This is a genomic window from Agrobacterium sp. GW821-FHT14E08 (assembly GCF_058803865.1).
This window is the reverse complement of the sequence record NZ_JBXAPJ010000004.1, coordinates 260,823-281,860: the sequence shown is the minus strand read 5'-3', so window position 1 is coordinate 281,860 and position 21,038 is coordinate 260,823. Positions and strand designations below refer to the sequence as shown.

Sequence of the window (21,038 nt, the reverse complement as noted above, 5' to 3'; positions counted from 1 at the left end):
ACGATGTCACCGCCGAGAAGAGCAGCCCAATGCCGGCAAGATCGATACCACAGGCAAGCGATCCTCAACCCTTCCGGCATAGCGTTTCTCAAGCCACCAGCCCCTTCGTCAGCTCCAGCGCCTGCCGCTCGAACAGCCGGCGATAGATGCCGTCATTCAGCCGGATCAGCGCCTGGTGGTCGCCCTCTTCGACGATATTGCCCTTGTCGAAGACCAGCAGCCGGTCCAGCGCCCTGACCGTGGAGAGGCGGTGGGCGATGACGAGCGTGGTGCGGCCTTCCATCAGGCGTTCCATGGCCTGCTGGATCTGCACTTCGCTTTCGCTGTCGAGGCTTGAGGTTGCCTCGTCAAGGATCAGCACCGGCGCATCCGCAAGGAATGCGCGGGCGATGGCGACGCGCTGGCGTTCCCCGCCCGAGAGCTTGACGCCGCGTTCGCCCACCATGGTCTCATAACCCTTGGGCAGGGACATGATGAAATCATGGGCGCTCGCCTGTTTCGCCGCCTGCTCGATTTCGCGTCGCGAGGCGTTTGGCCGGCCATAGGCGATGTTTTCCGCCAGCGTGCGGTGGAACAGGATGGGCTCCTGCTGCACGATGGCGATCTGGCCACGCAGGCTCGATTGCGTGACGCCGGCGATATTCTGGCCGTCGATGCGGATCGCGCCCGACTTGATGTCGTAAAGCCGCTGGATGAGCTTGACGAAGGTTGTCTTGCCCGAGCCGGAATGGCCGACCAGCCCCACACGCTCACCCGGCTTGATGGTGACCGAGAAGTCCTCATAAAGCGGGGTGGGATGCGCACCATATTGAAAAGTGACGTTATCGAAGACGATCTCGCCCTTGCCAATATTGATGCGCCTGGCCTCCGGCCTGTCTTCGACGCCAAGCGCCATCTTGTCGAGCAGCACCAGCTCTTCCATGTCGTTGACGGCGCGTTGCAGGTTGCGGATATCCTGACCGACATTGCGCAGATATCCCTGCAACACGAAGAACATGGCCAGCACGAAGGTGATATCGCCCGGCGTGGCCAGCCCCTTTTGCCACATGACAAGGCCCGTGCCCAGAATGCCGGCCTGCATGGAGACCATCATGAAGCCCTGAATGGTGCCGCTCAGCGTGCCGCGACGCCATGTCCGGCGCGTGCGGCTATCCCATTTGGCCAGTACATGGCCCAGCCGGGTTTCCTCACGGTTTTCGGCACCGAAGGCTTTGACCACCGAATTGCAGCTGACGGCATCCGCCAGCGCGCCGCCGAGCTTGGTGTCCCAGGCATTGGCAAGCCTTGCCGCCGGAGAGACGAAGCCCATGGAAAGCAACACGGTGACGCCGATATAGATCAGCGAACCGGCACCGACGATGAGGCCCATGACCGGCCAGTAGCTGCCCAGCACGATGGTGGCGCCCAGCAGCATGGTGATGGACGGCAGCAGCGCGATGAGCAGCAGGTCATTGAGGGAATCCAGCGCCCACATGCCGCGTGTGATCTTGCGGACCGTGGAACCGGCAAAGCTGTTGGCATGCCAGTCCGTGGAGAAACGCTGCACCCTGTGGAAGCCATTATTGGTGACATCAGCCATGATTTTCAGGGTGAGCCTGATGATGCCGTTGAAGATGAACCAGCGCAGCGCCACGCTGGTGAGGCCCAGCGCCACCACGATGACGAAGGCGCGCAAAGCCTTGTCAGCCCCGTTGCCGCCGGCAATGGCATCAACGATCTGGCCGGAGAAAACCGGCACCATGACTTCGGCCAATGTGCTGGCGACGACCAGCACGATGATGAAACCCACCAGCGCCTTTCGGTGGCTCCAATGATGAAAAACAAAGCCGAGCACATGGCGATAGGCATCGGCGCGGAAATCGAGCTTCTTGCGAGACATTTTAACCAGCACGGCGCCAAAGGGTCGGCAACCGGTCCTCAAAAACGGAAGTTGGATGGCACAGCCCGGGCGGGAAACGATATGATCCCGTCAGATCAATCGGGCTATGAAGGGAAACAGAACCGCATGGCGCTTGCGCGGGGCGGGCCGCGAATGGATATGACCTAGTGTCGGGTCATTCCCTGCGGGAGGATTTCGGTGAATGCTGGTGTCATGCAACGCCTCCCTTTGTTCGATCTGACGCGGTGATGTTTTTTGTAGCGGAGCCGCTCGTTTTTGCCAAGCAGGATTTTGCAACCTTATGGCAAGTGATGCGGAAACGACACATCGGCCAGGGCTAAATACAACCGTGGCCGATGCCAGTGATGGCGTCGGCCACGGTTTTCTGCAATCAATAGCTTATGTCGCGCATCCCGGGTGGGCTACGCGACAAGAGAACAGGACCCTGCCGATCGCTCCCGATCAGTCCATCTGCACATTGGCATTCTTGACGACGGGTTCCCACTTGGCGATTTCGGCCGCGACGTGGTTTTTCAGCTCCTCGGGCGACGAAGCGACGATCCTGGCGCTGAACTCCGCCATGCGTGCGGCGACAGCCGGATCGGCAAGCGCCTTTTTGGCGGCGGCATTCAGCGTGTCGACCACCTCGGCCGGCGTGCCGGCAGGCGCAAAGAGTGCGTTCCATGTGTAGGTTTCATAACCCGGCACGGTCTCGGCAATGGTCGGTAGATCCGGGAAGGATGAAGCCCGCTCGGCGGTGGTGACACCAAGCGCCTTCAATGTGCCGGACTTGATGTGGCCGGATGACGACGGCAGATTGTCGAACATGATCGAAATCTGGTTGCCGAGCAGATCGTTGAGCGCCGGGCCTGCTCCCTTATAGGGAACATGCTGCATGCTGACACCAGCCATGCTCTTGAACAATTCGCCGGAAAGATGCAGCGGCGTGCCGTTGCCGGAAGAGGCATAGGCATATTTATCCGGTTCAGCCTTCAGAAGCGCGATCAGTTCCGCGACGCTGTTGACGTTCAGCTTCGGATTGACCACCAGCACATTCGGCACCACCACCAGCAGCGAGACCGGCGCGAAATCCTTTTGCGGATCGTAAGGTTTCGTCTTGAGAATGAGCGGGTTGAGCGCATGGGTGGCAACCGTGCCCATCAGGATGGTATAACCATCGGGCTCGGCCCGGGCGACCCGGTCTGCACCGAGATTGCCGCCCGCGCCGGCGACATTTTCAACAACGATCTGATGGCCGAGCTCATCGCCCATCTTCTGCGCGATGACCCGCGCCACCACATCGGTGGAGCCGCCTGCCGCGAAAGGAACGACCAGCGTAATGGTTCGATCGGGAAAGCCCTGTGCGCTTGCCGTCATTCCCAGCATGCCAAAAGAAACCGCCGTGGCGGCAAGTTTCAACAGCATGCGCCGTTTCGAAGACCGGTAATTCATGAACCCTCCTGTAAACATGGCCTCCCCGCCATGCCGGGCATAGTAGCTCAAATGAACCTGAGGGCAACCCGTTGGCCTTGCTGCGGGAAACAAGAGGACGTGACGTCTTAAGCGCTCATGCGTTCTTCGACGACCCGCCAGTTGACCAGCCTGTCGAGCACGGCGCGGATATGCTCGGGCTTGCGGTTCTCATAATCGAGGTAATAGGCATGCTCCCATATATCGATGCCGAGATAAGCCGGTCGACCGACCGCGACCGGGTTATTGCCGTCCTCGTAACCAATGAGTGCGAGTTTATCGGCGTCGTCGCGCGTCAACCAGACCCAGCCTGTCCCGAACACGGTGTCGGAAACATCGACTGCGCGTTTGATAAACCCTTCATAATCGCCAAAGCTCTCGTTCACACGGGTAGCGAGATCGCCCGTGGGTCGGTTCGTCCCACCCGGAACGAACTGATCCCAATAGGCGACGTGGTTCCAGGCCTGCGCGGCATTGTTGAAAATCTTGACATCCGCCGCCTCTTTGGACCTGGCCGCCTCCTTGACGATATCGACAAGCTCCATGTCGGCATAGCGGGTATTGGCTGCCAGCGTATTCAGCTTGTCGTAATAGCCCTTGTGATGTTTTCCGTAATGGAGGCCGACCGTTTTTGCCGAAATAACGGGCGCCAGATCTCCCTCCGCAAACGGAAGGGGCGGCTGTTTCAATGGCAGGGCGGCACGCGCGACATGCGGCCTGGGAAAAATCGTTGCGGCAGCGGCCACAGCGCCGCCTGCGAGAATTGTGCGTCTGGTGATGTTCATGTTTTCCTCCTTTGAATGACAGCCACATGGGTTAACCCGCAACTGCGGCGCAGGTTTCCTCAGGCCGAATCAATTCGACCTCGGACAAAGGGTCATCATGCAAAGACGGGGATTGGGTCAGTCCGCTGCGAGAGGGGACATAAAAGAAAGGCCCTCCCGGTTAAGAGAGGGCCTGATATGATTACCAGCGATAATAGTCGCGGCGGTCTCGCCATTCGCGGTGTTCCCGCCAGTCTCGCCGCTCACGCCATTCTCTGCGTGCCTGACGCTCGCGCCACTCGCGGCGGCCCTCCCAGCGATCACGCCGGTCCCAGCCGCGTTCATAGCGTGGCGGTCCGTTTGGCCGGCAATATCCACGCGGCGACAGATGAAAACCGCGTCCACAGGCATAGTCGACGGTTTGAACATTCGATGTCGCGGGTGCGGACGGTTGACCGATGGGCATGGCGTTCGCGCCGCTGCCGAACAAAGCGCTAAGAATTATTCCAGCGCTTAAAATCATCTTGCGCATCTCATTTCCCTCCTTGTGGGATGGGGTGATTTAGCGCCATTGCCCGTGAACTGCAGGTGAATGAAACGAGGTGTTTTCGTGGCAGTGGAGCCGCAATTATGGCCATTTTGGGCGAGTTTTCGCAGCGAATAGCTGAAAGCCCTGAACACGAAAACAGAGAAATCCGCTGTGGCAACGATTATGGCTGAAGGTGTGGAACGGCCCTGAGCAGGCCAGATCATTCAGGAGCAGACATGCACGCCCTGCTTACTGCTTTTCATTCCACGTCATCACGTAACGCGTGCCCTTGCCCAGCTCCGGGTGCGTATGCGTCTGTTCGACACGCGCGCCAATATTCTGGGCCATCGCCATGATCAGCTTTGTACCGAGGCCCGTTCCGCGGGGTGTTGCCTCGGGCTTCGAGCCGATACCGTCGTCTTCAACAACGAGAGCAAATTGCTGGTCCTCTTCCGAAAGCCGGACGCGAACCGTGCCGGACTGATCGGGATAGGCATATTTCAGCGCATTGGTCAGAAGCTCGGTGATGATGACGCCGAGTGCCACCGCGTGATCCGCTTTCAGACTGACGTCGCAAAGCGATGTTTCCACCGTGACGGAGGACGAACCGGGAACGGCCTGAAACAGGTCGCTGATGATCGACGTCAGGTAGGAATTGAGCGACACCAGGCCGACATTATCGGTATTGTAGAGGCTGCGATGCACGCCGGCGATCGCGGAAATCCTGCTTTGGGTTTCCAGCAGGGCGACCTCGGCTTCCGGCGATTTCACGGTGTTGATCTGCAGCCTGATCATCGCAGAGACCAGCGAAAGGCTGTTGGCGACCCGATGGTTCATCTCCTTGACCATCATTTCCGCGTGTTCCTTCGCCTTTACCAGCAACCGGTCGGATTCCTCCTTGGTCTGGCGCAGGCGATGGTTTTCCAGGGCCTGATTGATGGCGGTGCGCAATAGCGGGAAAAAGTCGTCACCGACATTCTTTATGACGAAGTCGGCAGCCCCCGCCTTGAGGGCATCGATCGCAATCTGGGCTTCGTTCGATCCCGTAACGTAAAGCACGGGAATGCGCCCCGGTAACGACTGGATCGCCGCCAGAAACTCCATTCCCGTCGACATCTGAAAATAGTGATCGAGGACGACCACATCGAATTGCTCGTTTTGAAATAGCTCGAGCCCCGAGGCGACGGAGGCGGCATGCACCACCTCCATTCCATGACGACCAAGGACACGGCTGGAAAGCCGCGCCAGCGCTGGATCATCATCAACATACAAAACGCGCAAATCCATCATGCCTTCAAGGTATCTGAATCACAGAGAAAAACAGGCCGAGGTTCTTGATCGCGTTGGCGAAACCTTCGTAGTCGACCGGCTTCGTTATATAGACATTTGCGCCAAGGTCATAACATTTCTGGATTTCGGTTTCGTCATCCGTCGTCGTCAGCACGACGACCGGCAAACGGCGTGTATGTTCGTTGCTTTTGATCTGCTCGAGAATGCGGATACCCGACATATCGGGAAGATTGAGATCGAGCAGGACGAGAAGATAACGATCCTTGCTGACAAGGCCATCCCGGCTTTCGCCAAGGATGAAATCAAGCGCCTTCGCACCCAGCGTAAAGGGCACGATCTCGTTGTTCACACCCGCACGACGCACGTTTTTTTCGATCAGACGAGCATGACCCTCGTCATCCTCGATCATCACGATCGTTACCTCTTGACCGGTTGCCTTCATTGTTCGCCTTCTTTCGTCACTTTTCTGAGGTCGCTCGGCAGGAGCAGCGTGAATGTGCTTCCCTTTCCAAGCTCGGACTCCACCCTAATGTCACCTCCTAAATTTCTGATTAGCGAACGAACATGAGCAAGGCCAATTCCTTCCCCGGGCTGATCCTGATTGCCGGCGCGGCGGAAGAGCTCGAATATGCGCTCCAGATCCTGCTCGCCAATGCCGCGGCCATTGTCGCTGACCGCGATGGAAATGGCGCCGCGGCCGGCCGGATAGGCGCGTGCGGTCAATTTGAGCGGGCGTCCCGGCATCTGGTATTTCACCGCATTGTCGAAGAGATTGCCAAGGATCTGGTCGAGGGAGATACGATCCGTATAGACAGTCAATTTTGAGCTATCGACATTGATCTCGCCGCCATTGGCAGTGACCTGGTGACGAACCGTCTCGGAAAGCGACGACAGCAATGTTTCTATATCGACCTTTTCCGGTTGCAGCTTTCGCTGGCCATCACGCGAGATTTTCAGGATCGCATTGATCAGCTGGTCCATTTTACGGGTCGAGGAGCGGATAAAGCCGATTGCCTCGGGAATATCCTCCTCGACAGCCAGCCGCGCTTCGCGGATGACGTCTTCCGGCGGCGTCTTGCCATCGGCGAGAACATAGGCCGAGACCGGCTTCAGCGACGTATCGAATTCGGCGAGAAACCCCATGATATTAACGAGCGGCGCCCGCAGATCATGTGTGACGATATAGGCGAAGCGCTGGATTTCCTGATTGGCGCGGCGAAGGTCGCGCGTTCTTTCTTCCACACGTTCCTCAAGATGGCGATTGAGCTCGTCCACATCTTCCCGGGAGCGGTTCAGGGCACGGATATAGGTAAAGACCAGCAGGATCGAACCGCCGACGACGATCATGATGGCAAAGGCGCCGCCGATCGTCACCAATTGCAGCCTGTTGGCGGCCTCGAGTTGATCGCCGACGATGACGCGCAACCGATCGTCCGTGTCCGATTGCAGCTTCGACAGCACCGTTCTGATTTCATTCATGAAACGCTTGCCGTCATTCTCACGGACGATTTCGACCGCCTCGGTGATGCGCCCTGCCTTTTGCAAATCGATGGTTTCGCGGGTTTCGGCCAGCTTGTTGTCGATTGCGCCTGCCATATCTGACAGAGGCTGCCGGTACTGATCGCGATCCTTCAGCAGATCGAGAAGCCTGGAGCGCCGTTCCGGCAGGCGGCCCAAAGCCTCCTCATATGGCCCCAGATACTCGACATTGTTGGTGAGCAGATAACCTCTCTGACCGGTCTCGATGTCCTGCATCGAGGTCAGCACATCGAGGATGGCCGCGCGCACGCGGCGCAGTTCGGCTGTTTCCTGGGAGTACCGGTTGTTCACCTGCACCAGCCATAACGACATGGCGACCATTCCGGTCAGGATTGCGACACCAACAGCGAGCATGAGAAGGCTTCGCTGAGCGAACGGCGAAAAATTGGTCACAGTAATAATATTCCCGGTAGGCAGCTTATTTGTCGGGCAAATTAGAATATGACAGACGCGGAAGCGAACATTTTATTTCCCGCCGGCGCCGGAACCACTTTTCACAACGGGCGTTAAGCACGGTTCAGAAGTAGAAGGGTCGCCTCACGCCACCTGAACAAAATGGCCCGGGGAAACCGTCCTGTAGCTGCGCTGCGGTACCTCATAACCCATTGGCCGGATCGGGCTTTTCAATTCGTCATTCGATATGCCGCGCCTTATCCCGCGCCGCGCCGGATCGGGCACCGGCACCGCCGCCATGAGTTTCTTCGTATAGGCATGTTGGGGATTGTCGAAGACGGCCGCGCGCGGGCCGATTTCGACGATCTCGCCGAGATACATCACCGCGATGCGGTGGCTGACACGTTCAACGACCGCCATATCGTGGGAGATGAACAGGAAGGCAAGGTTGAGGCTCTGTTGCAGGTCGAGTAGCAGGTTGCAGACCTGCGCCTTGATCGAGACATCGAGCGCCGAGACGCTTTCATCGGCGACGATGACCTTCGGATCAAGCGCGAGCGCACGGGCAATGGCGATGCGCTGGCGCTGACCGCCTGAGAATTCATGCGGATAACGGCTGGCCATATCGGCAGTGAGACCAACCTTTTGGAGGAGATCGGCCGTCTTTTCCTTTGCCTGTTTCGTGGTGCCCAATTTGTGCTTGATGAAGGGTTCGGAAATCGCGGTCCCCACCGTCATGCGCGGATTAAGCGACGAGAACGGGTCCTGAAAGATCATCTGCACGGACTTGCGCATATTGCGCAGCCCCACCGTATCGAGCCGCATCACATCATAACCGTCGAGCGACACGTCGCCGGACGACGGTTCCACAAGACGCATGATAGAGCGCCCGGTGGTGGATTTCCCGCAGCCCGATTCACCGACGAGCGACAAAGTCTCGCCCTGAAAGAGATCGAAAGAAACGTTTTCGACCGCATGAACCGCGCCCGTCTGGCGCGCCAGCAGCCCGGAACGGATGGGAAAACGCGTCACGAGGTTCTTGACCGCCAGAACCGGCGTCTGTCCGCTCGCCACCGTTTCAGCCACCTGCACCGGTTCTGTCGACAGGCCGGTCCTGATGTCGAGAACCGGAAAACGCGTCGGCCATTGCCGATCCTTCATCGAGCCGAGCCTCGGCACCGCCGAAAGCAACGCACGCGTATAGGGGTGCTTGCCGCGCTCGAATATATCCTCCGTCGGCCCCGTCTCGACCTCGTCGCCCCGGTACATGACGATGGTGCGGTCGGCGATCTCGGCCACCACGCCCATATCATGGGTGATGAACAGGACCGACATGCCCTCCTCTTCCTGTAGCAGCTTGATCAGGTCGAGGATCTGGCCCTGAATGGTGACGTCGAGCGCCGTCGTCGGTTCGTCGGCAATCAGCAGTTTCGGCCGGGAGGCGAGCGCCATGGCGATCATCACACGCTGGCGCATGCCGCCGGAAAACTGGTGCGGATATTCGCCGAAACGACTGCCGGCATTGGGAATACGGACCTTTTCCAGCAGTCGGATTGTCTCCGCCCTTGCCTGCTGCTTCGAAAGCCCCTTGTGCCTGATAAGCACTTCGGAGATCTGGCGACCGATTGTGAAAATCGGATTGAGCGACGTCATCGGCTCCTGAAAGATCATCGAAACGTCATTGCCGCGCACGCCGCGCATCTCCCTTTCGGAGAGTGCAAGAAGATTGCGCCCGTTCAGCAGAACCTCACCTTCGATACGGCTGGAAGCCGGGGCAAGGAGGCGCATCAGCGACAGGGACGTGACGGATTTACCGGAACCGGACTCACCGACAATGGCGACGGTTTCACCCGGCGCGACATCGAAGGAGACATTGCGCACAACGCTTTTCCACGCGCCATCGACAAGAAAGGACGTGGTCAGGTTGCGAACGGACAGGACAGGTGCTGGTGTCATGATGTCATCTCCCCACGGCATAGGCCTGCATCAATCGCGGTGTCGCGGCGGCGCGCAGCAGACCGTCGGCATCGCGGCGCGCAGCGGTAAGCCGCCCGACCGACCAGGCATCGGCAACCGTGACGCGGTGGCCACGGCGGCGAAGCGCCTCAAGCGTTGCATCCCCCACCGTAGCTTCCACCATGATCTCGCCCGGCGAGCTGGTACGCGGATAAAACGAACCGGGAAAATGCGAGGTGTGGAACAAAGGCATGTCGATGGCCGCCTGCAGGTTCTTGCCGTGATGGGCATAACGCAGGAAGAAAGGCAGCTGCCATTGGTCCTGCTGGTCGCCGCCCGGCGTGCCGAAGACCATGGATGGACGCCCCTGATGCAGCGCAAGCGATGGCGTCAGCGTGGTGCGCGGGCGTTTGCCCGGCGCGAGCGAGGTCGGCAGGCCCTCCTTCAGCCAGAACATCTGGGCGCGGGAATTGAGCGCGAAGCCGAGGCCCGGAACGATGGGCGAGGATTGCAGCCAGCCGCCCGACGGTGTGGTGGAAACCATGTTGCCCCAGCGGTCGATGACATCGATATGCACCGTATCACCGCGCTTTTCCGTCAGATGCGACATGGTCGGCTCGTAGACGGCCCCGGTGCCGCTCATCTCGGCCAGCATCGCCATGGTGGCATCCACCTGTTTTTCATAGCCCGGCACCGTGCCGGGGTGCAGCTCGAGCGATGCCTCGCTGCCGATCAATTTGCGACGCCCGGCATTATAGCCCTCGGAAAGAAGATATTCCGTCGGAATCTGGCCGAATTCCGGATCGCCGTAATAGACCTCCCGGTCGGCGAAGGCGAGCTTCATGGCTTCGACGACGGTGTGGATGAAATCGGGACCGGACGGGTCCATCGCCGCAATGTCGAAACCCTTCAGCAGGGCGAGCGATTGCAGCAGAACCGGCCCCTGCCCCCAAGCGGGCGTCTTGGCAATCGTCCAGTCGTGATAGTCGAACGTCTGCGGCGCTTCCACGGTCGCGCGCCATTCCGCCATGTCCTGCGCCGTCAGCACGCCCTTGTGTTTCGCGCCGCTGGCATCCATCACCTCCGCGGTCCTGACGTAACTGTCGATGGCTTCCGCAACGAAACCCCGGTAAAAGGCATCACGTGCCGCCTCGATCTGGTTTTCGCGGCCGGAGCGCGCTTCCGCCTCGGAGACGATCCGCTGATAGGTTGCGGCGAGAACCGGGTTCCTGAAATTCGCGTGCGGCTCGGGTGCGGCACCACCCGGCAGCCAGGTCTCATGGGATGTCGGCCATTCCTTCTCGAAAAATTCCGCCAGTCCGTTGATGGTGGCGGAGACGCGCGGCAGCGTCGGGTGCCCATGTTCGGCATAATAGATGGCGGGTTCCAGCACCTCGCGCACGCTCATCGTGCCATAGTCGCGCAGCATCAGCATCCAGCCGTCGAAGGCGCCGGGAATGACGGTGGCGAGCAGCCCGTCACCGGGGATCAGCTTCAGCCCTTCCGAGGTATAATGGTCAATCGTCGCCCCGCTCGGGGCCGGGCCCTGTGCACAGATGACCTCGACCTTGTCCGTCTTCTTCGAATAGAACACGGCGGGCATGTCGCCGCCCGGGCCGCAGAGATGCGGTTCCACGATCTGCAGAACGAAACCGGTGGCGACGGCGGCGTCGAAGGCGTTCCCTCCCTTTTCGAGGATCGCCATGCCCACGGCCGATGCGATCCAGTGCGTCGAGGTAACGACGCCGAATGTGCCGAGGATCTCGGGGCGTGTGGTGAATTCGGTCATTCAGTCAATTCCTTATAAAAATCATGCTTCGCGCGGATCGAGCGCATCACGCAGGCCATCGCCCAGAAGATTGAAACCGATGACGACGAGGAAGATGGCGATGCCGGGCCACATCGTCATCCATGGCGCCTGGCTCAGGAAATTCTTTGCCGTGTTCAGCATCGAACCCCACGAGGGTGCGGGCGCCTGCTGGCCAAGGCCGAGGAAGGAAAGGCTCGCCTCCGCAATGATGGCGGTGGCGACCGTCAGCGTCGCCTGGACGATGATGGGGGCAAAGACATTCGGCAGGATGTAACGCGTCATGATGTCGACGTGGTTGAGGCCGATCGACCTTGCACCCTCGACATAATCCTCCATCTTGACCGCCAGCACCTGCCCACGGGTCAATCGCACGAAAATCGGCATGGCGGAAAGGCCAATCGCGATCATGGCATTGGTGAGGCTCGGCCCGAGGAAGGCTGCGAGCGCAATCGCCATGATGAGGAAGGGCATGGCCAGCAGCGCTTCGGTGATACGGGATATGACCATATCCACCCAGCCGCCGAAATAACCTGATATGAGGCCGAAGGGCACGCCGATGACGACGGCGATCATCACCGAGACGACGCCGGCCATCAGCGAAGCGCGTGCACCATAGATCATGCGCGAAAGAATATCGCGACCGAGATCGTCGGTGCCGAGCCAGTGGGCCGCCGAAGGCGCCTTACGGATGGCCGACCAGCTGGTCGCAACCGGATCGGCAATCGGCAGGATCGGTGCGGCTATGGCAAGGACGGCGAAAAACAGCACGATAACCATGCCGACAAGCGCGGATTTGTTGCGCTTCATCTTCTTCCAGGCGCGGCTCTCCTGCCGCGTTACCGGTACGGAGAGGTTTTGATCGAGAACGGTCATGATATCAGCCTCAGATCGTCGCCCTGAGGCGGGGGTTGAGCAGGACATAGGCGATGTCGGCCAGAAGGTTCATGAGAATGAAGCCGACGGCGGTGCAGAGCACGATGCCCTGCACGACGGCATAGTCGCGGGTGAACACGGCATCGACGGTCATCTTGCCGAAGCCGGGAATGGTGAATATCTGCTCGGTCAGAACCGCCCCGGCCAGCAATTCGCCGAAGAGCAGCGCCAGCAGCGTGATGACGGGCAGAAGCGCATTGCGGAAACTGTGCGACAGGATGATCTCGCGCGGCGAGAGCCCCTTGGCGCGGGCGGTGCGGATATAATCGGAACTCAAGACCGCCACCATAGCCGAGCGCGTATGCCGCATCAGCGTCGCCGCAAGCGCATTGCCCAGCACGAAGGCGGGCATGATCATGGTTTCGATGGAGCGGACGGGATCGACGAAGATCGATTCATAACCGGATGCCGGCAGCCAGCCGAGTTTGACTGACACCAGCAGGATCAGCATGATGCCGAGCCAGAAATTCGGGATCGACAGGCCAGAAAGCGCCACGATATTGGCCGTATAATCGATCCACGTGTTCTTCTTGACGGCGGCCAGAATGCCAATGGGAATGCCGATGACCATGGCAAAAAACATCGCCATGACAGCCAGCTGAATGGTGACCGGCAGCTTCTGGCCGATCAGTTCCAGCACCGGCTGGTTGGTGCGCAGGGAAATGCCGAAATCGCCGGTCACCACGCCGCCCAGCCAGTTGAGATATTGCAGCGGAACCGGATCGTTCAGGCGATATTTCTCGCGCAGGAATTCGATTGTCGCGGGATCGCGTTCCTCACCCGCCATGGCAAGGACCGGATCGCCCGGCAGGAGTTTCTGTAGCGAGAAAACGAAGATGGAGATGATCAGAAGTGTCGGGATCGCGACCAGCAGTCGCTTGCCGATATAAACAGGCATGGCATTGCCCCCGTTTGGGTCCGGTCATGGGGGCCGCACGGCAAGCCGTGCGACCTGTTCGAAGCTGTCAGTCCTTGCTGACGCCGAGAAGGCGGATCATGCCATCCGGCGATGGCGCCCAGCCTTTCACCTTCTTGGAGATGGCATAGGCATAGGGCTGATGGCCGAGATAGATGATCGGCATGTCGTCATTCAGGATGACGCCAGCGGCATCGTATTTTTCCTTGCGGACGGCGTCTTCGGTCGAGGCGCGGGCCTCGTTCAACAGCTTGTCGACCTCGGGATTGCAATATTTCACATCATTGATGCCGCCCTTGCAGGTGACGAACTGGTGCAGGTTGCCATCGGGATCGATACGTCCCGACCAGTCGGAACGGCTGAGCTGGTAATTGCCGGCCGTCTGTTCGGACAGAAGCGTCGCAAATTCGGTCGCCTTCAGCGTCACGTTGAAGCCGGCTTCCGCGACCATGGACTGGATCACCTGCATCATCTGTATTTGCGTGGTGTTGTTGGCGTGCTGAAGCTCGACATCCAGCTTCTCGTAACCCGCCTCCTTCATCAGCTGCCTGGCCTTGTCGATATCGCGGGGCGGCACGGCCAAGTTCTGGTTGAACCAGGGGCTTGTCGGGGGATAGGCCTGATTACCGGCCTTTGAGGTGCCCTCGAAAACGATCTGGCCGATCGCCTCGCGGTCGATCGCATAGGAGAATGCCTGACGCAGGCGCTTGTCCTTGCCGAGCGGGTTGTCCGCCCGCGCACCATTGTTGACGTTGACATACATGGCCATATAGCCCGGCCCGATCACGTCCGCATAGGTCAGATTGGCGTCGTTCCTGACGGATTCCGCATCGGAAGCCGATATGCGCTCGGCTATGTCAAGGTCGCCTGCGCGAAGGTTAGCAAGCTTAACTGTCGTATCGGGAATCGGCAGATAGACGATCTTGTCGACAAGGATCTTGTCCTTGTCCCAATAGTCGGCGAATTTTTCCAGCACGATACGATCCTGCTGAATGCGCTCGACGAATTTGAATGGACCGGCGCAGACCGGTTTCGAGCCGAAATTCGCACCCAGTTCCTTGGCTGCCTTCGGCGCAACAATCATGCCGGCGCGGTCGGAAAGCTGGGCTAGCAGCGTAACGTCAGGCGTCTTCAGCGTGAACTTGACTTCCAGCGGGCCGGTCGCCTCCACCTTCTCGACCGAGGAAAGCTCGCTCTTGCGGCGGGATTCCGGCAGTGTCATGTTCCGCTCGATGGTGGCGACGACGGCGGCCGCATCCAGCGTCTCGCCGTCGTGGAACTTGACGCCGTCACGGATTTTCATCGTCAGCACCTTGCCGCCTTCGGACCAGGCCCATTCGGTGGCGAGCTGGGGAACGATCTTCATGTCCTGGGAGATGTCGACCAGCTTGTCGCACATGGCGGTATAAACGATGCGGCCGACGAAGGTGCGCGATTGCGCGGGATCAAGCACATCCGCGTCATCGTTGAGACCGATGCGCAATTCGGAGGCCATGACGGGCGCGGTCAGGAACGCGCTGGCCATCAGGGCCGCGGTCAAAATATATGTTTTCTTCATTTTCCATCCTCTGGTCTGGTTTTCTTTGTTTTTGTCTTTGTCTTGTTATTGGCCGGCCCCAAGAGGCCGAAGGCTCCTGACCCACGGCCTATGAGGCCGGGGCAAGCGGGTTGCCGGCTTCGTCGTGGCTGTGGGCCGCCCTGTCTTCTTCAGCCTTGTCCTCCTGAAATCCGAGCGACGTGGCGCGGATCAGTCTTTCCTGATGCATGAGAAGGTGCTGGCGCATCGCTTCTCCGGCTCTGGCCGGATCACGGTCGGCTATGGCATCCACGATAGCCATGTGCTGTTCGAAAGAGGCCCTGCCATTCGTGCCGGTGCGGCGGGCAAGCTCACGTATCGACTGCCAGGCATCGTCCTGGCGAATGCGGTTGACGACGTCAAAAATCGACAGGAAGAGCTTGTTGCCGGCGCTCTGGGCAATTTGCCGGTGGAGCGAGCCGTCCCATAATTCCTTGGCGTCGGCATCCGTGCTCTGGCCGGTCTTCTGGACAAGGGCGCGCATGCGTTCCACCTCGGCAGGCTTGGCCCGCATGGCCGCAAGCTGCGCCAGCTGCGGCTCGATGCGCAGACGCACCTCCATGATTTCCATGATATCCGTGCCGGCGACCAATTCGGTGACCTGAGCGGACCAATCATCCGGCTTTTCACCCACAAAGGTTCCAGCCCCCTGCCGCCGCCAGATCAGGCCTTCGGCCTCAAGAACCTCAAGAGCACGGCGAACAGCCCGTCGCCCGACATTAAAAGTCTCCGCAAAGGCCCGTTCCGTCGGCAAACGCCCGTCTTTTGCAAGATCCTGCGTCTGAATATACGACCGCAGCTTCGCAAGAGCGTAGTTGGAATTGTCGTTAGGGCCTGCCGCCACGTCGCACCATTTGTTGAACCAATCTTACATTGGTTCATTTGGTGAGAAATTTTCGCAGACGTCAAGCGCATTTTTGAGCGGTAAAAATGGCCGCTCAAAATATGGGCACGCAGCGTTTTTTGAGGGCAGGAAAAGCATGGCTCTGCCGCATTGCTGACCCGAACACATTTCCCTTCCACTACCGCCCAACGCAACACTTGCCGAAACCGCGCGTTATAACGTGCGCAAACCAACAGAATGCCGGGGGCGACATGGACGACAGCGTAAACATTCCCAAGATCAACAGGCTGGTGCTCCAAAACCTCATAGCCGGGCTGAGCGACGGGCTTATCCTGCTCGAGAATGACGGGACGATCGCCTGGGCGAACAGGGCGGCGCTTGAAATGCATCGCATTGAGGCCCTGTCGGACCTGGGCGAGAACGCTGTCGATTACAGGCGCAGATTCACGCTCCGCTATCGCAACAATCATCTGCTCGGTGAAGGACAATATCCGCTGGAGCGGCTCTTGGCCGGCGAGACTTTCGACGAGGTGACGGTGGAAGTATTGCCAAGCGGTGATGAGGCGGAAAGCTGGGTGCACACGGTTCGCGGACTTATTCTGGAAGATGCCGGCGCCAAGCCGGATGTTCTGGTTCTGATCATTCGCGACGAGACGCCGCGCTTCGAAGCGGAGGCACGATTTGAGAGCGCCTTTAATGCCAATCCCGCCCCCGGCCTGATCTGCCGTCTGGAGGATGAGCGATTCATCCGCGTCAATCAGGGATTCCTTGAAATGACGGGCTTTACCCGCGAGGAAATCATCGGCATCAGTGTCGAGGAACTTGGACTGTTTTCCGCTTGCGATACCGGTGAAGACGCACTGAAGAGGCTGCATGAAGGCAGGGTCATCCGCCAGCGGGAAGCGCTCATTCCGATACAGGGCGGCGACCGGCTGGTCATCGTTGCGGGCGAGACGATCGCAGTTGCCGAAGAGCCCTGCATGCTCTTCACTTTCGCCGATCTTGATGGACGCCGCAAAGCCCAGAATGCGCTGCGCCAGAGCGAGGAGCGGTTCTTCAAGTCATTTCGCCTGTCACCGGCACCGGCCGCCGTCTCGAGGCTGGAGGATTTCGTGCTGACCGAAGTCAATGACGCCTTCCTGCAATTATGCGGGCGCACGGAAGCAGAGGTGGTGGGCAAGACGGCAAGCGAATTGCGGCTCTGGGAGGACGTTTCGGCCCGCCGGGATCTGGAAAAGCGGCTGCGGGACAATATCCCGATTCGCAACGAAAACATGCGCATGAAGCTGAGCGATGGTGATGCCGCCGAATGCGTCGTTTCCGCCGAGCGCGCCGAAATCAACGACCAGCAATGCGTCATCTGGGCGATACAGGATGTGACCGAAAGGAGACGGTCGGAGAACGAACTCATCGAAGCGATCGAAAGCGTGATGACCGATACCTCCTGGTTCAGCCGCACTGTTGTCGAGAGGCTGGCGGGACTGCGGCAGAACGCAAGCAGGGCAACGCCGTCCGCCTCGCTGAAGGACCTGACGGATCGCGAGGAAGAAATCCTGTCGCTGATCTGTGACGGTTGCAGCGACAAGGAGATGAGCGAAAGGCTTCACCTTTCCAAACACACGATCCGAAACCATATTGCATCGCTTTACGGCAAGATCGGCGTGAACCGCCGCACCGCCGCCGTCATCTGGGCGCGTGAGCGCGGCTTTGCCGGGCGCAAGGGAAAATAAGCCTGATCGAGTGAAAATAGGTCATTTTGTACCAGTTCAACTAGTAGCTAATGCCCTGCTAAAGGCGCCTGCGCCGGACTACCTTTCCATCATGCCGTTATCAACAGCGGCAGCATCTAACGATGGAAGGAGTTCGTTATGGATAAGAACCGGATCGACGGAATTGCCCGCCAGGCAAAGGGCACCATCAAGGAAGCCACCGGCAAGATAACCGGCAACGAGAAACTTCAGGCGGAAGGAAAGGCTGAAAAGATTGCCGGCCAGGCACAGGAGAAACTTGGCAAGGCAAAAGACGCCGTCACCAAAACATTCAAGTGATCCCAAATGTTCAAGGCAGGAGGTTTCACGATGATGCTCTCAGGCGACGCATACACGGCGACGGGTTTCAATCCGCAGGAAGTCAGCCTGTGCGCCGCGCTGCAGGCTCTGATTACTTATGCAGATGGGCAGGAAAACAGCTGCATATCCGTCACATCTTCGGATGGGCGCATCATCCTTACCGGTGAGGTTGAAACTCTTTCCGCCTTCGAACGAGCGGTCATCATCGCAGAATGTTTCGCGTCGCGGCCGATCATCGCCGATCTGGCGATCCGTCAGCAAACGCGAACTTACCTGAATGCGTCTTCCCCACGCATTCATCTCGTGACCAACAACAGGAGTGATACACCATGAAGAAATTCGTTCTTGCAACCGCGATTGCAACGCTTGCGCTCGCGCCAATCGCTTCCGCCGAAACAAAACATAACTCCAAACGCGCGACAGAGACCGCACAGAAGGAACGCGTGGGCACCCTGTCCTGCGAAATCGCCGGCGGCGTTGGCCTTGTTGTCGGCTCCAGCAAGAGCGTGGACTGCCAGTTCCGTCAGCGCTCCGGCAAGACCGAGCGCTATACCGGCAATATCGGCAAGCTCGGCCTCGATATCGGCGTGACGGGTAAGACCTACATGAGCTGGATCGTGCTCAACACCGCCGCCAGCCGTATAGGTGACGGTTCGCTGAGCGGTGACTATGTCGGCGCTTCCGCCGGAGCTTCCGTTGGCGTGGGTGTCGGCGCCAACGCGCTCATCGGCGGTAACGCCAAGAACTTCGCACTTCAGCCCATCAGCGCCGAAGTCGGTACGGGCGTGAACGTTGCAGCCGGCGTCTCACGCCTGCAACTGAAGCACGTTCGCTAAACTCTCTCCCCGATGCGCGGTTTCGGGTCTTCCCGAAACCGCGACTCAGTCAGGCCACAAGTTTGGTTTCCTTGATGCGCGGATAATCATAGGCATTGACCTTTGAGGTGCTGTAACCAGCGCCCACCAATGCCTCCGCGAGCTTGACGGCGGCCGCGACACCATCGATCACCGGAACGCCCGTTGCCTCGCGCAGCCTGTCGCACAGCGCCGACATGCCGGCGCATCCAAGGATGATGGCCTCGGCCGCATCCTCTTTTTTGGCCGCTTCGATTTCGCGGATCAGCATCGCCTCTGCGGCATGCGGATCCTCCTCGAGACCGAGCACCGGCAGATTGATGGCCCGGACCCGGCGGCAGTGACGCTGAGCGCCATAATTGTCGACGAGGTCTTCGATAATCGGAATGGAACGCGGCAGCGTCGTGATGATGGAAAAACGGCGGCTGATGGTCATGGCCACCTGAATGGCTGCCTGGCAGATGCCGATGACGGGTCCGCGCGCCACTTCGCGGGCAGCATGCAGGCCGGGATCGTCAAAGCAGGCAATGACATAGGCATCTACGCCCAGACGCTCGCCCTTGCGGATTTCCTCCAGCATGCCGGGAACGGCCAGCGCCTCATCGGCCCCGCCTTCAATGCTGACGGGCGTATCGAGGGGATTTGTCGCTGAGATCGTCGTGTGCGCCTGTTTGACACGCATGGCGCTGTCCAGCGCCTGCGCCGTCATGGAGGCGGTTGAGTTCGGGTTGATCAGACGAATATGCATTCGGGCTCGCCTTTCAGGACGCTCATTTGCCATCTGGCTTGATGAAGTCGGTCATCGGTGGCGCCTTCAGGACAAACTGGCGATCCGAGGTGATGTAATTGTCGGCATGGAGGCGCGCAATCGGCTGGTATCGGTCCGGATCGACATAATGCCCCTCCCTGTCGAGGCAGTCCCTGTGGACATGCATATGCACGACCTCCCCCAGAACCAGCGCGCGGCGCGGGTAATCGATCACACGCTCGACGCGGCATTCGAAGGCGCAGGGCGATTCCGCCGCAAAGCTCGCATCGATCTTGCTGCAGGGCGCAGGCGTCAGCTTCGCCATGGAAAGCTCGTCGACCTCGCTGTCAAAACCGAGACCGCAGACGAGCATATGTTCGGAGATGGTCATATCGACCATGTTGACGACAAACTCGCCGGTGCGGCGAATATTGGCCATCGTATCCTTCTCCTCGCCATTCAGACGCGGCTGGATACCCAGAACGACGATGGGCGGATCATGGGAGAAAACATTGAAAAAGCTCATCGGTGCCGCGTTGTTGTGGCCCGCTGCCGAGCGCGTCGTGACAAGCGCTATCGGCCGGGGACCGATAAAATTCGTCAGCAGCCGATAACGGCTCTGCGGCTCAAGCGTGGTGAAGTCGAATTCCATGACAGTCGCCCTATTTATAGTATACAATATTGTTTCATATTGTTGACAATTATGCAACCAAAACCCTGTTGAAACAGTTGACTTTTTCGGCGGCATCACGCTTCTCTAACCCTAATGGAGAGCGAAACAAATGACCGAGCAGAACGGCCAGTCCACGCAGCAAATTGTCGAGAAAGTCTGGCTGTCGATCGCTGAGCGACGGCTGCGCCCGGGCGTGCAGCTCAAAGAGGAGCAGCTGGCGACGATTTTCAACGTCAGCCGCGCGCGTATCCGTCAGGCGCTCTCGGTGCTGGAGCGCGACGGTCTCGTCACCATCGTCCCCAATCGCGGCGCCTTCGTTTCGAAACCATCGGTCGAAGAGGCGCGAGACGTGTTCTTCGTGCGCCGCACCGTGGAGCAATGTGTCGTCGAACGCCTGTGCAGATCCGCCACCAAGGCCGATCTGAAGCGGCTTCGCGACCATGTGGCCAAGGAGCGCGTCGCCAATGCTCACAACATCACCACGGATATCATCAAGCTTTCCGGCGGCTTCCACCTGCTGCTTGCGGAAACGCTGGGTTCCGATTTCCTGTTCACCACCATGCGCGACCTCATTTCGCGTTCCTCCCTCATCACCGCCGTTTACCGCAATACCGACCGCTTCAATTGTGGACCGGACGAGCATGCGGAAATCGTCGACGCGATTGCCAACAACGATCCGGCAAAAGCCATACATCTGATGACCCATCACCTGGAACATGTCGAAGCGGAGCTCGATCTTAGCGAAATCCGCGACCTTTCCCACGATCTGCGCGCCGCACTCGCCTGACCCTCCGG

At 59.2% G+C, this 21,038-nt stretch carries 20 protein-coding genes; 5 read left to right on the top strand and 15 right to left on the bottom strand.

What is annotated here, in order from left to right:
• Positions 1–88: 88 nt before the first annotated feature.
• From AC1ROR_RS17510 to AC1ROR_RS17450, 13 genes are all read right to left on the bottom strand, one after another.
• Positions 89–1,879 (bottom strand): ABC transporter ATP-binding protein, encoded by a 1,791-nt coding sequence (locus AC1ROR_RS17510; RefSeq protein ID WP_498590190.1) that lies wholly within the window; start codon positions 1,877–1,879, stop codon positions 89–91.
• Between the two features lie 462 nt (positions 1,880–2,341).
• Entirely contained in the window at positions 2,342–3,331 is a 990-nt protein-coding gene (locus AC1ROR_RS17505) for a Bug family tripartite tricarboxylate transporter substrate binding protein (RefSeq protein ID WP_142174572.1), read from the bottom strand.
• A 107-nt stretch (positions 3,332–3,438) separates the two neighbouring features.
• A complete protein-coding gene (locus AC1ROR_RS17500; RefSeq protein WP_498590189.1) occupies positions 3,439–4,134 on the bottom strand; it encodes a superoxide dismutase in 696 nt (231 codons plus the stop codon).
• Between the two features lie 181 nt (positions 4,135–4,315).
• Positions 4,316–4,645 (bottom strand): GCG_CRPN prefix-to-repeats domain-containing protein, encoded by a 330-nt coding sequence (locus tag AC1ROR_RS17495; RefSeq protein WP_142174570.1) that lies wholly within the window; start codon positions 4,643–4,645, stop codon positions 4,316–4,318.
• Between the two features lie 246 nt (positions 4,646–4,891).
• Complete coding sequence (locus tag AC1ROR_RS17490) at positions 4,892–5,932, bottom strand: sensor histidine kinase (protein WP_498590188.1); 1,041 nt, start codon at positions 5,930–5,932, stop codon at positions 4,892–4,894.
• A gap of 4 nt (positions 5,933–5,936) precedes the next feature.
• Positions 5,937–6,374, bottom strand: a complete 438-nt coding sequence (locus AC1ROR_RS17485) for a response regulator (RefSeq protein WP_035224965.1) — start codon at positions 6,372–6,374, stop codon at positions 5,937–5,939.
• Positions 6,371–7,825: a sensor histidine kinase gene (locus tag AC1ROR_RS17480; RefSeq protein WP_498590187.1), complete on the bottom strand. Its 1,455-nt coding sequence runs from the start codon at positions 7,823–7,825 to the stop codon at positions 6,371–6,373. The genes AC1ROR_RS17485 and AC1ROR_RS17480 overlap by 4 nt, the downstream gene beginning before the upstream one ends.
• 183 nt (positions 7,826–8,008) lie before the next feature.
• The gene (locus tag AC1ROR_RS17475; RefSeq protein WP_498590186.1) at positions 8,009–9,820 is read right to left on the bottom strand and encodes an ABC transporter ATP-binding protein; all 1,812 of its coding nucleotides are present in this window, start codon (positions 9,818–9,820) and stop codon (positions 8,009–8,011) included.
• A 4-nt stretch (positions 9,821–9,824) separates the two neighbouring features.
• Positions 9,825–11,609 (bottom strand): gamma-glutamyltransferase family protein, encoded by a 1,785-nt coding sequence (locus tag AC1ROR_RS17470; RefSeq protein ID WP_498590185.1) that lies wholly within the window; start codon positions 11,607–11,609, stop codon positions 9,825–9,827.
• A 21-nt stretch (positions 11,610–11,630) separates the two neighbouring features.
• A complete protein-coding gene (locus AC1ROR_RS17465) occupies positions 11,631–12,503 on the bottom strand; it encodes an ABC transporter permease (RefSeq protein WP_498590184.1) in 873 nt (290 codons plus the stop codon).
• 10 nt (positions 12,504–12,513) lie between these two features.
• Positions 12,514–13,461 (bottom strand): ABC transporter permease, encoded by a 948-nt coding sequence (locus tag AC1ROR_RS17460; RefSeq protein WP_006311351.1) that lies wholly within the window; start codon positions 13,459–13,461, stop codon positions 12,514–12,516.
• A 67-nt stretch (positions 13,462–13,528) separates the two neighbouring features.
• A complete protein-coding gene (locus tag AC1ROR_RS17455; RefSeq protein WP_498590183.1) occupies positions 13,529–15,037 on the bottom strand; it encodes an ABC transporter substrate-binding protein in 1,509 nt (502 codons plus the stop codon).
• Between the two features lie 88 nt (positions 15,038–15,125).
• Positions 15,126–15,899 carry a FadR/GntR family transcriptional regulator gene (locus tag AC1ROR_RS17450; RefSeq protein WP_035224955.1) on the bottom strand — a complete coding sequence of 258 codons (774 nt, stop codon included), beginning with the start codon at positions 15,897–15,899 and terminating at the stop codon, positions 15,126–15,128.
• 251 nt (positions 15,900–16,150) lie between these two features.
• On the opposite strand from AC1ROR_RS17450, the gene AC1ROR_RS17445 reads away from it, so the two are divergent.
• From AC1ROR_RS17445 to AC1ROR_RS17430, 4 genes are all read left to right on the top strand, one after another.
• Positions 16,151–17,629, top strand: a complete 1,479-nt coding sequence (locus AC1ROR_RS17445; protein WP_498590182.1) for a PAS domain S-box protein — start codon at positions 16,151–16,153, stop codon at positions 17,627–17,629.
• Positions 17,630–17,767: 138 nt separating this feature from the next.
• Positions 17,768–17,947, top strand: coding sequence for a CsbD family protein (locus AC1ROR_RS17440; RefSeq protein WP_080840145.1), 180 nt, complete (start codon positions 17,768–17,770; stop codon positions 17,945–17,947).
• Between the two features lie 6 nt (positions 17,948–17,953).
• Positions 17,954–18,301 carry a BON domain-containing protein gene (locus AC1ROR_RS17435; protein ID WP_498590181.1) on the top strand — a complete coding sequence of 116 codons (348 nt, stop codon included), beginning with the start codon at positions 17,954–17,956 and terminating at the stop codon, positions 18,299–18,301.
• Complete coding sequence (locus tag AC1ROR_RS17430) at positions 18,298–18,804, top strand: DUF992 domain-containing protein (protein ID WP_498590180.1); 507 nt, start codon at positions 18,298–18,300, stop codon at positions 18,802–18,804. Before AC1ROR_RS17435 ends, AC1ROR_RS17430 begins: the two co-directional genes overlap by 4 nt.
• A 49-nt stretch (positions 18,805–18,853) precedes the next feature.
• Here AC1ROR_RS17430 and AC1ROR_RS17425 read toward each other — a convergent pair whose 3' ends face one another.
• Together AC1ROR_RS17425 and AC1ROR_RS17420 are read right to left on the bottom strand one after the other, a co-directional pair.
• Complete coding sequence (locus tag AC1ROR_RS17425; RefSeq protein ID WP_498590179.1) at positions 18,854–19,570, bottom strand: aspartate/glutamate racemase family protein; 717 nt, start codon at positions 19,568–19,570, stop codon at positions 18,854–18,856.
• Positions 19,571–19,592: 22 nt separating this feature from the next.
• Entirely contained in the window at positions 19,593–20,222 is a 630-nt protein-coding gene (locus AC1ROR_RS17420) for a flavin reductase family protein (RefSeq protein ID WP_035224946.1), read from the bottom strand.
• Between the two features lie 130 nt (positions 20,223–20,352).
• Here AC1ROR_RS17420 and AC1ROR_RS17415 point away from each other — a divergent pair, with 130 nt between their 5' ends.
• Positions 20,353–21,030 carry a GntR family transcriptional regulator gene (locus AC1ROR_RS17415; RefSeq protein WP_003499554.1) on the top strand — a complete coding sequence of 226 codons (678 nt, stop codon included), beginning with the start codon at positions 20,353–20,355 and terminating at the stop codon, positions 21,028–21,030.
• Positions 21,031–21,038: the final 8 nt, after the last annotated feature.

Coding starts and splice junctions, on each gene's coding strand:
- AC1ROR_RS17510 (WP_498590190.1), bottom strand. CDS start 1,879: ATGTCTCGCAAGAAGCTCGATTTCCGCGCCGATGCCTATCGCCATGTG.
- AC1ROR_RS17430 (WP_498590180.1), top strand. CDS start 18,298: ATGAAGAAATTCGTTCTTGCAACCGCGATTGCAACGCTTGCGCTCGCG.
- AC1ROR_RS17435 (WP_498590181.1), top strand. CDS start 17,954: ATGTTCAAGGCAGGAGGTTTCACGATGATGCTCTCAGGCGACGCATAC.
- AC1ROR_RS17465 (WP_498590184.1), bottom strand. CDS start 12,503: ATGACCGTTCTCGATCAAAACCTCTCCGTACCGGTAACGCGGCAGGAG.
- AC1ROR_RS17470 (WP_498590185.1), bottom strand. CDS start 11,609: ATGACCGAATTCACCACACGCCCCGAGATCCTCGGCACATTCGGCGTC.
- AC1ROR_RS17440 (WP_080840145.1), top strand. CDS start 17,768: ATGGATAAGAACCGGATCGACGGAATTGCCCGCCAGGCAAAGGGCACC.
- AC1ROR_RS17460 (WP_006311351.1), bottom strand. CDS start 13,461: ATGCCTGTTTATATCGGCAAGCGACTGCTGGTCGCGATCCCGACACTT.
- AC1ROR_RS17505 (WP_142174572.1), bottom strand. CDS start 3,331: ATGAATTACCGGTCTTCGAAACGGCGCATGCTGTTGAAACTTGCCGCC.
- AC1ROR_RS17475 (WP_498590186.1), bottom strand. CDS start 9,820: ATGACACCAGCACCTGTCCTGTCCGTTCGCAACCTGACCACGTCCTTT.
- AC1ROR_RS17480 (WP_498590187.1), bottom strand. CDS start 7,825: ATGCTCGCTGTTGGTGTCGCAATCCTGACCGGAATGGTCGCCATGTCG.
- AC1ROR_RS17415 (WP_003499554.1), top strand. CDS start 20,353: ATGACCGAGCAGAACGGCCAGTCCACGCAGCAAATTGTCGAGAAAGTC.
- AC1ROR_RS17425 (WP_498590179.1), bottom strand. CDS start 19,570: ATGCATATTCGTCTGATCAACCCGAACTCAACCGCCTCCATGACGGCG.
- AC1ROR_RS17500 (WP_498590189.1), bottom strand. CDS start 4,134: ATGAACATCACCAGACGCACAATTCTCGCAGGCGGCGCTGTGGCCGCT.
- AC1ROR_RS17445 (WP_498590182.1), top strand. CDS start 16,151: ATGGACGACAGCGTAAACATTCCCAAGATCAACAGGCTGGTGCTCCAA.
- AC1ROR_RS17495 (WP_142174570.1), bottom strand. CDS start 4,645: ATGCGCAAGATGATTTTAAGCGCTGGAATAATTCTTAGCGCTTTGTTC.
- AC1ROR_RS17420 (WP_035224946.1), bottom strand. CDS start 20,222: ATGGAATTCGACTTCACCACGCTTGAGCCGCAGAGCCGTTATCGGCTG.
- AC1ROR_RS17490 (WP_498590188.1), bottom strand. CDS start 5,932: ATGATGGATTTGCGCGTTTTGTATGTTGATGATGATCCAGCGCTGGCG.
- AC1ROR_RS17485 (WP_035224965.1), bottom strand. CDS start 6,374: ATGAAGGCAACCGGTCAAGAGGTAACGATCGTGATGATCGAGGATGAC.
- AC1ROR_RS17455 (WP_498590183.1), bottom strand. CDS start 15,037: ATGAAGAAAACATATATTTTGACCGCGGCCCTGATGGCCAGCGCGTTC.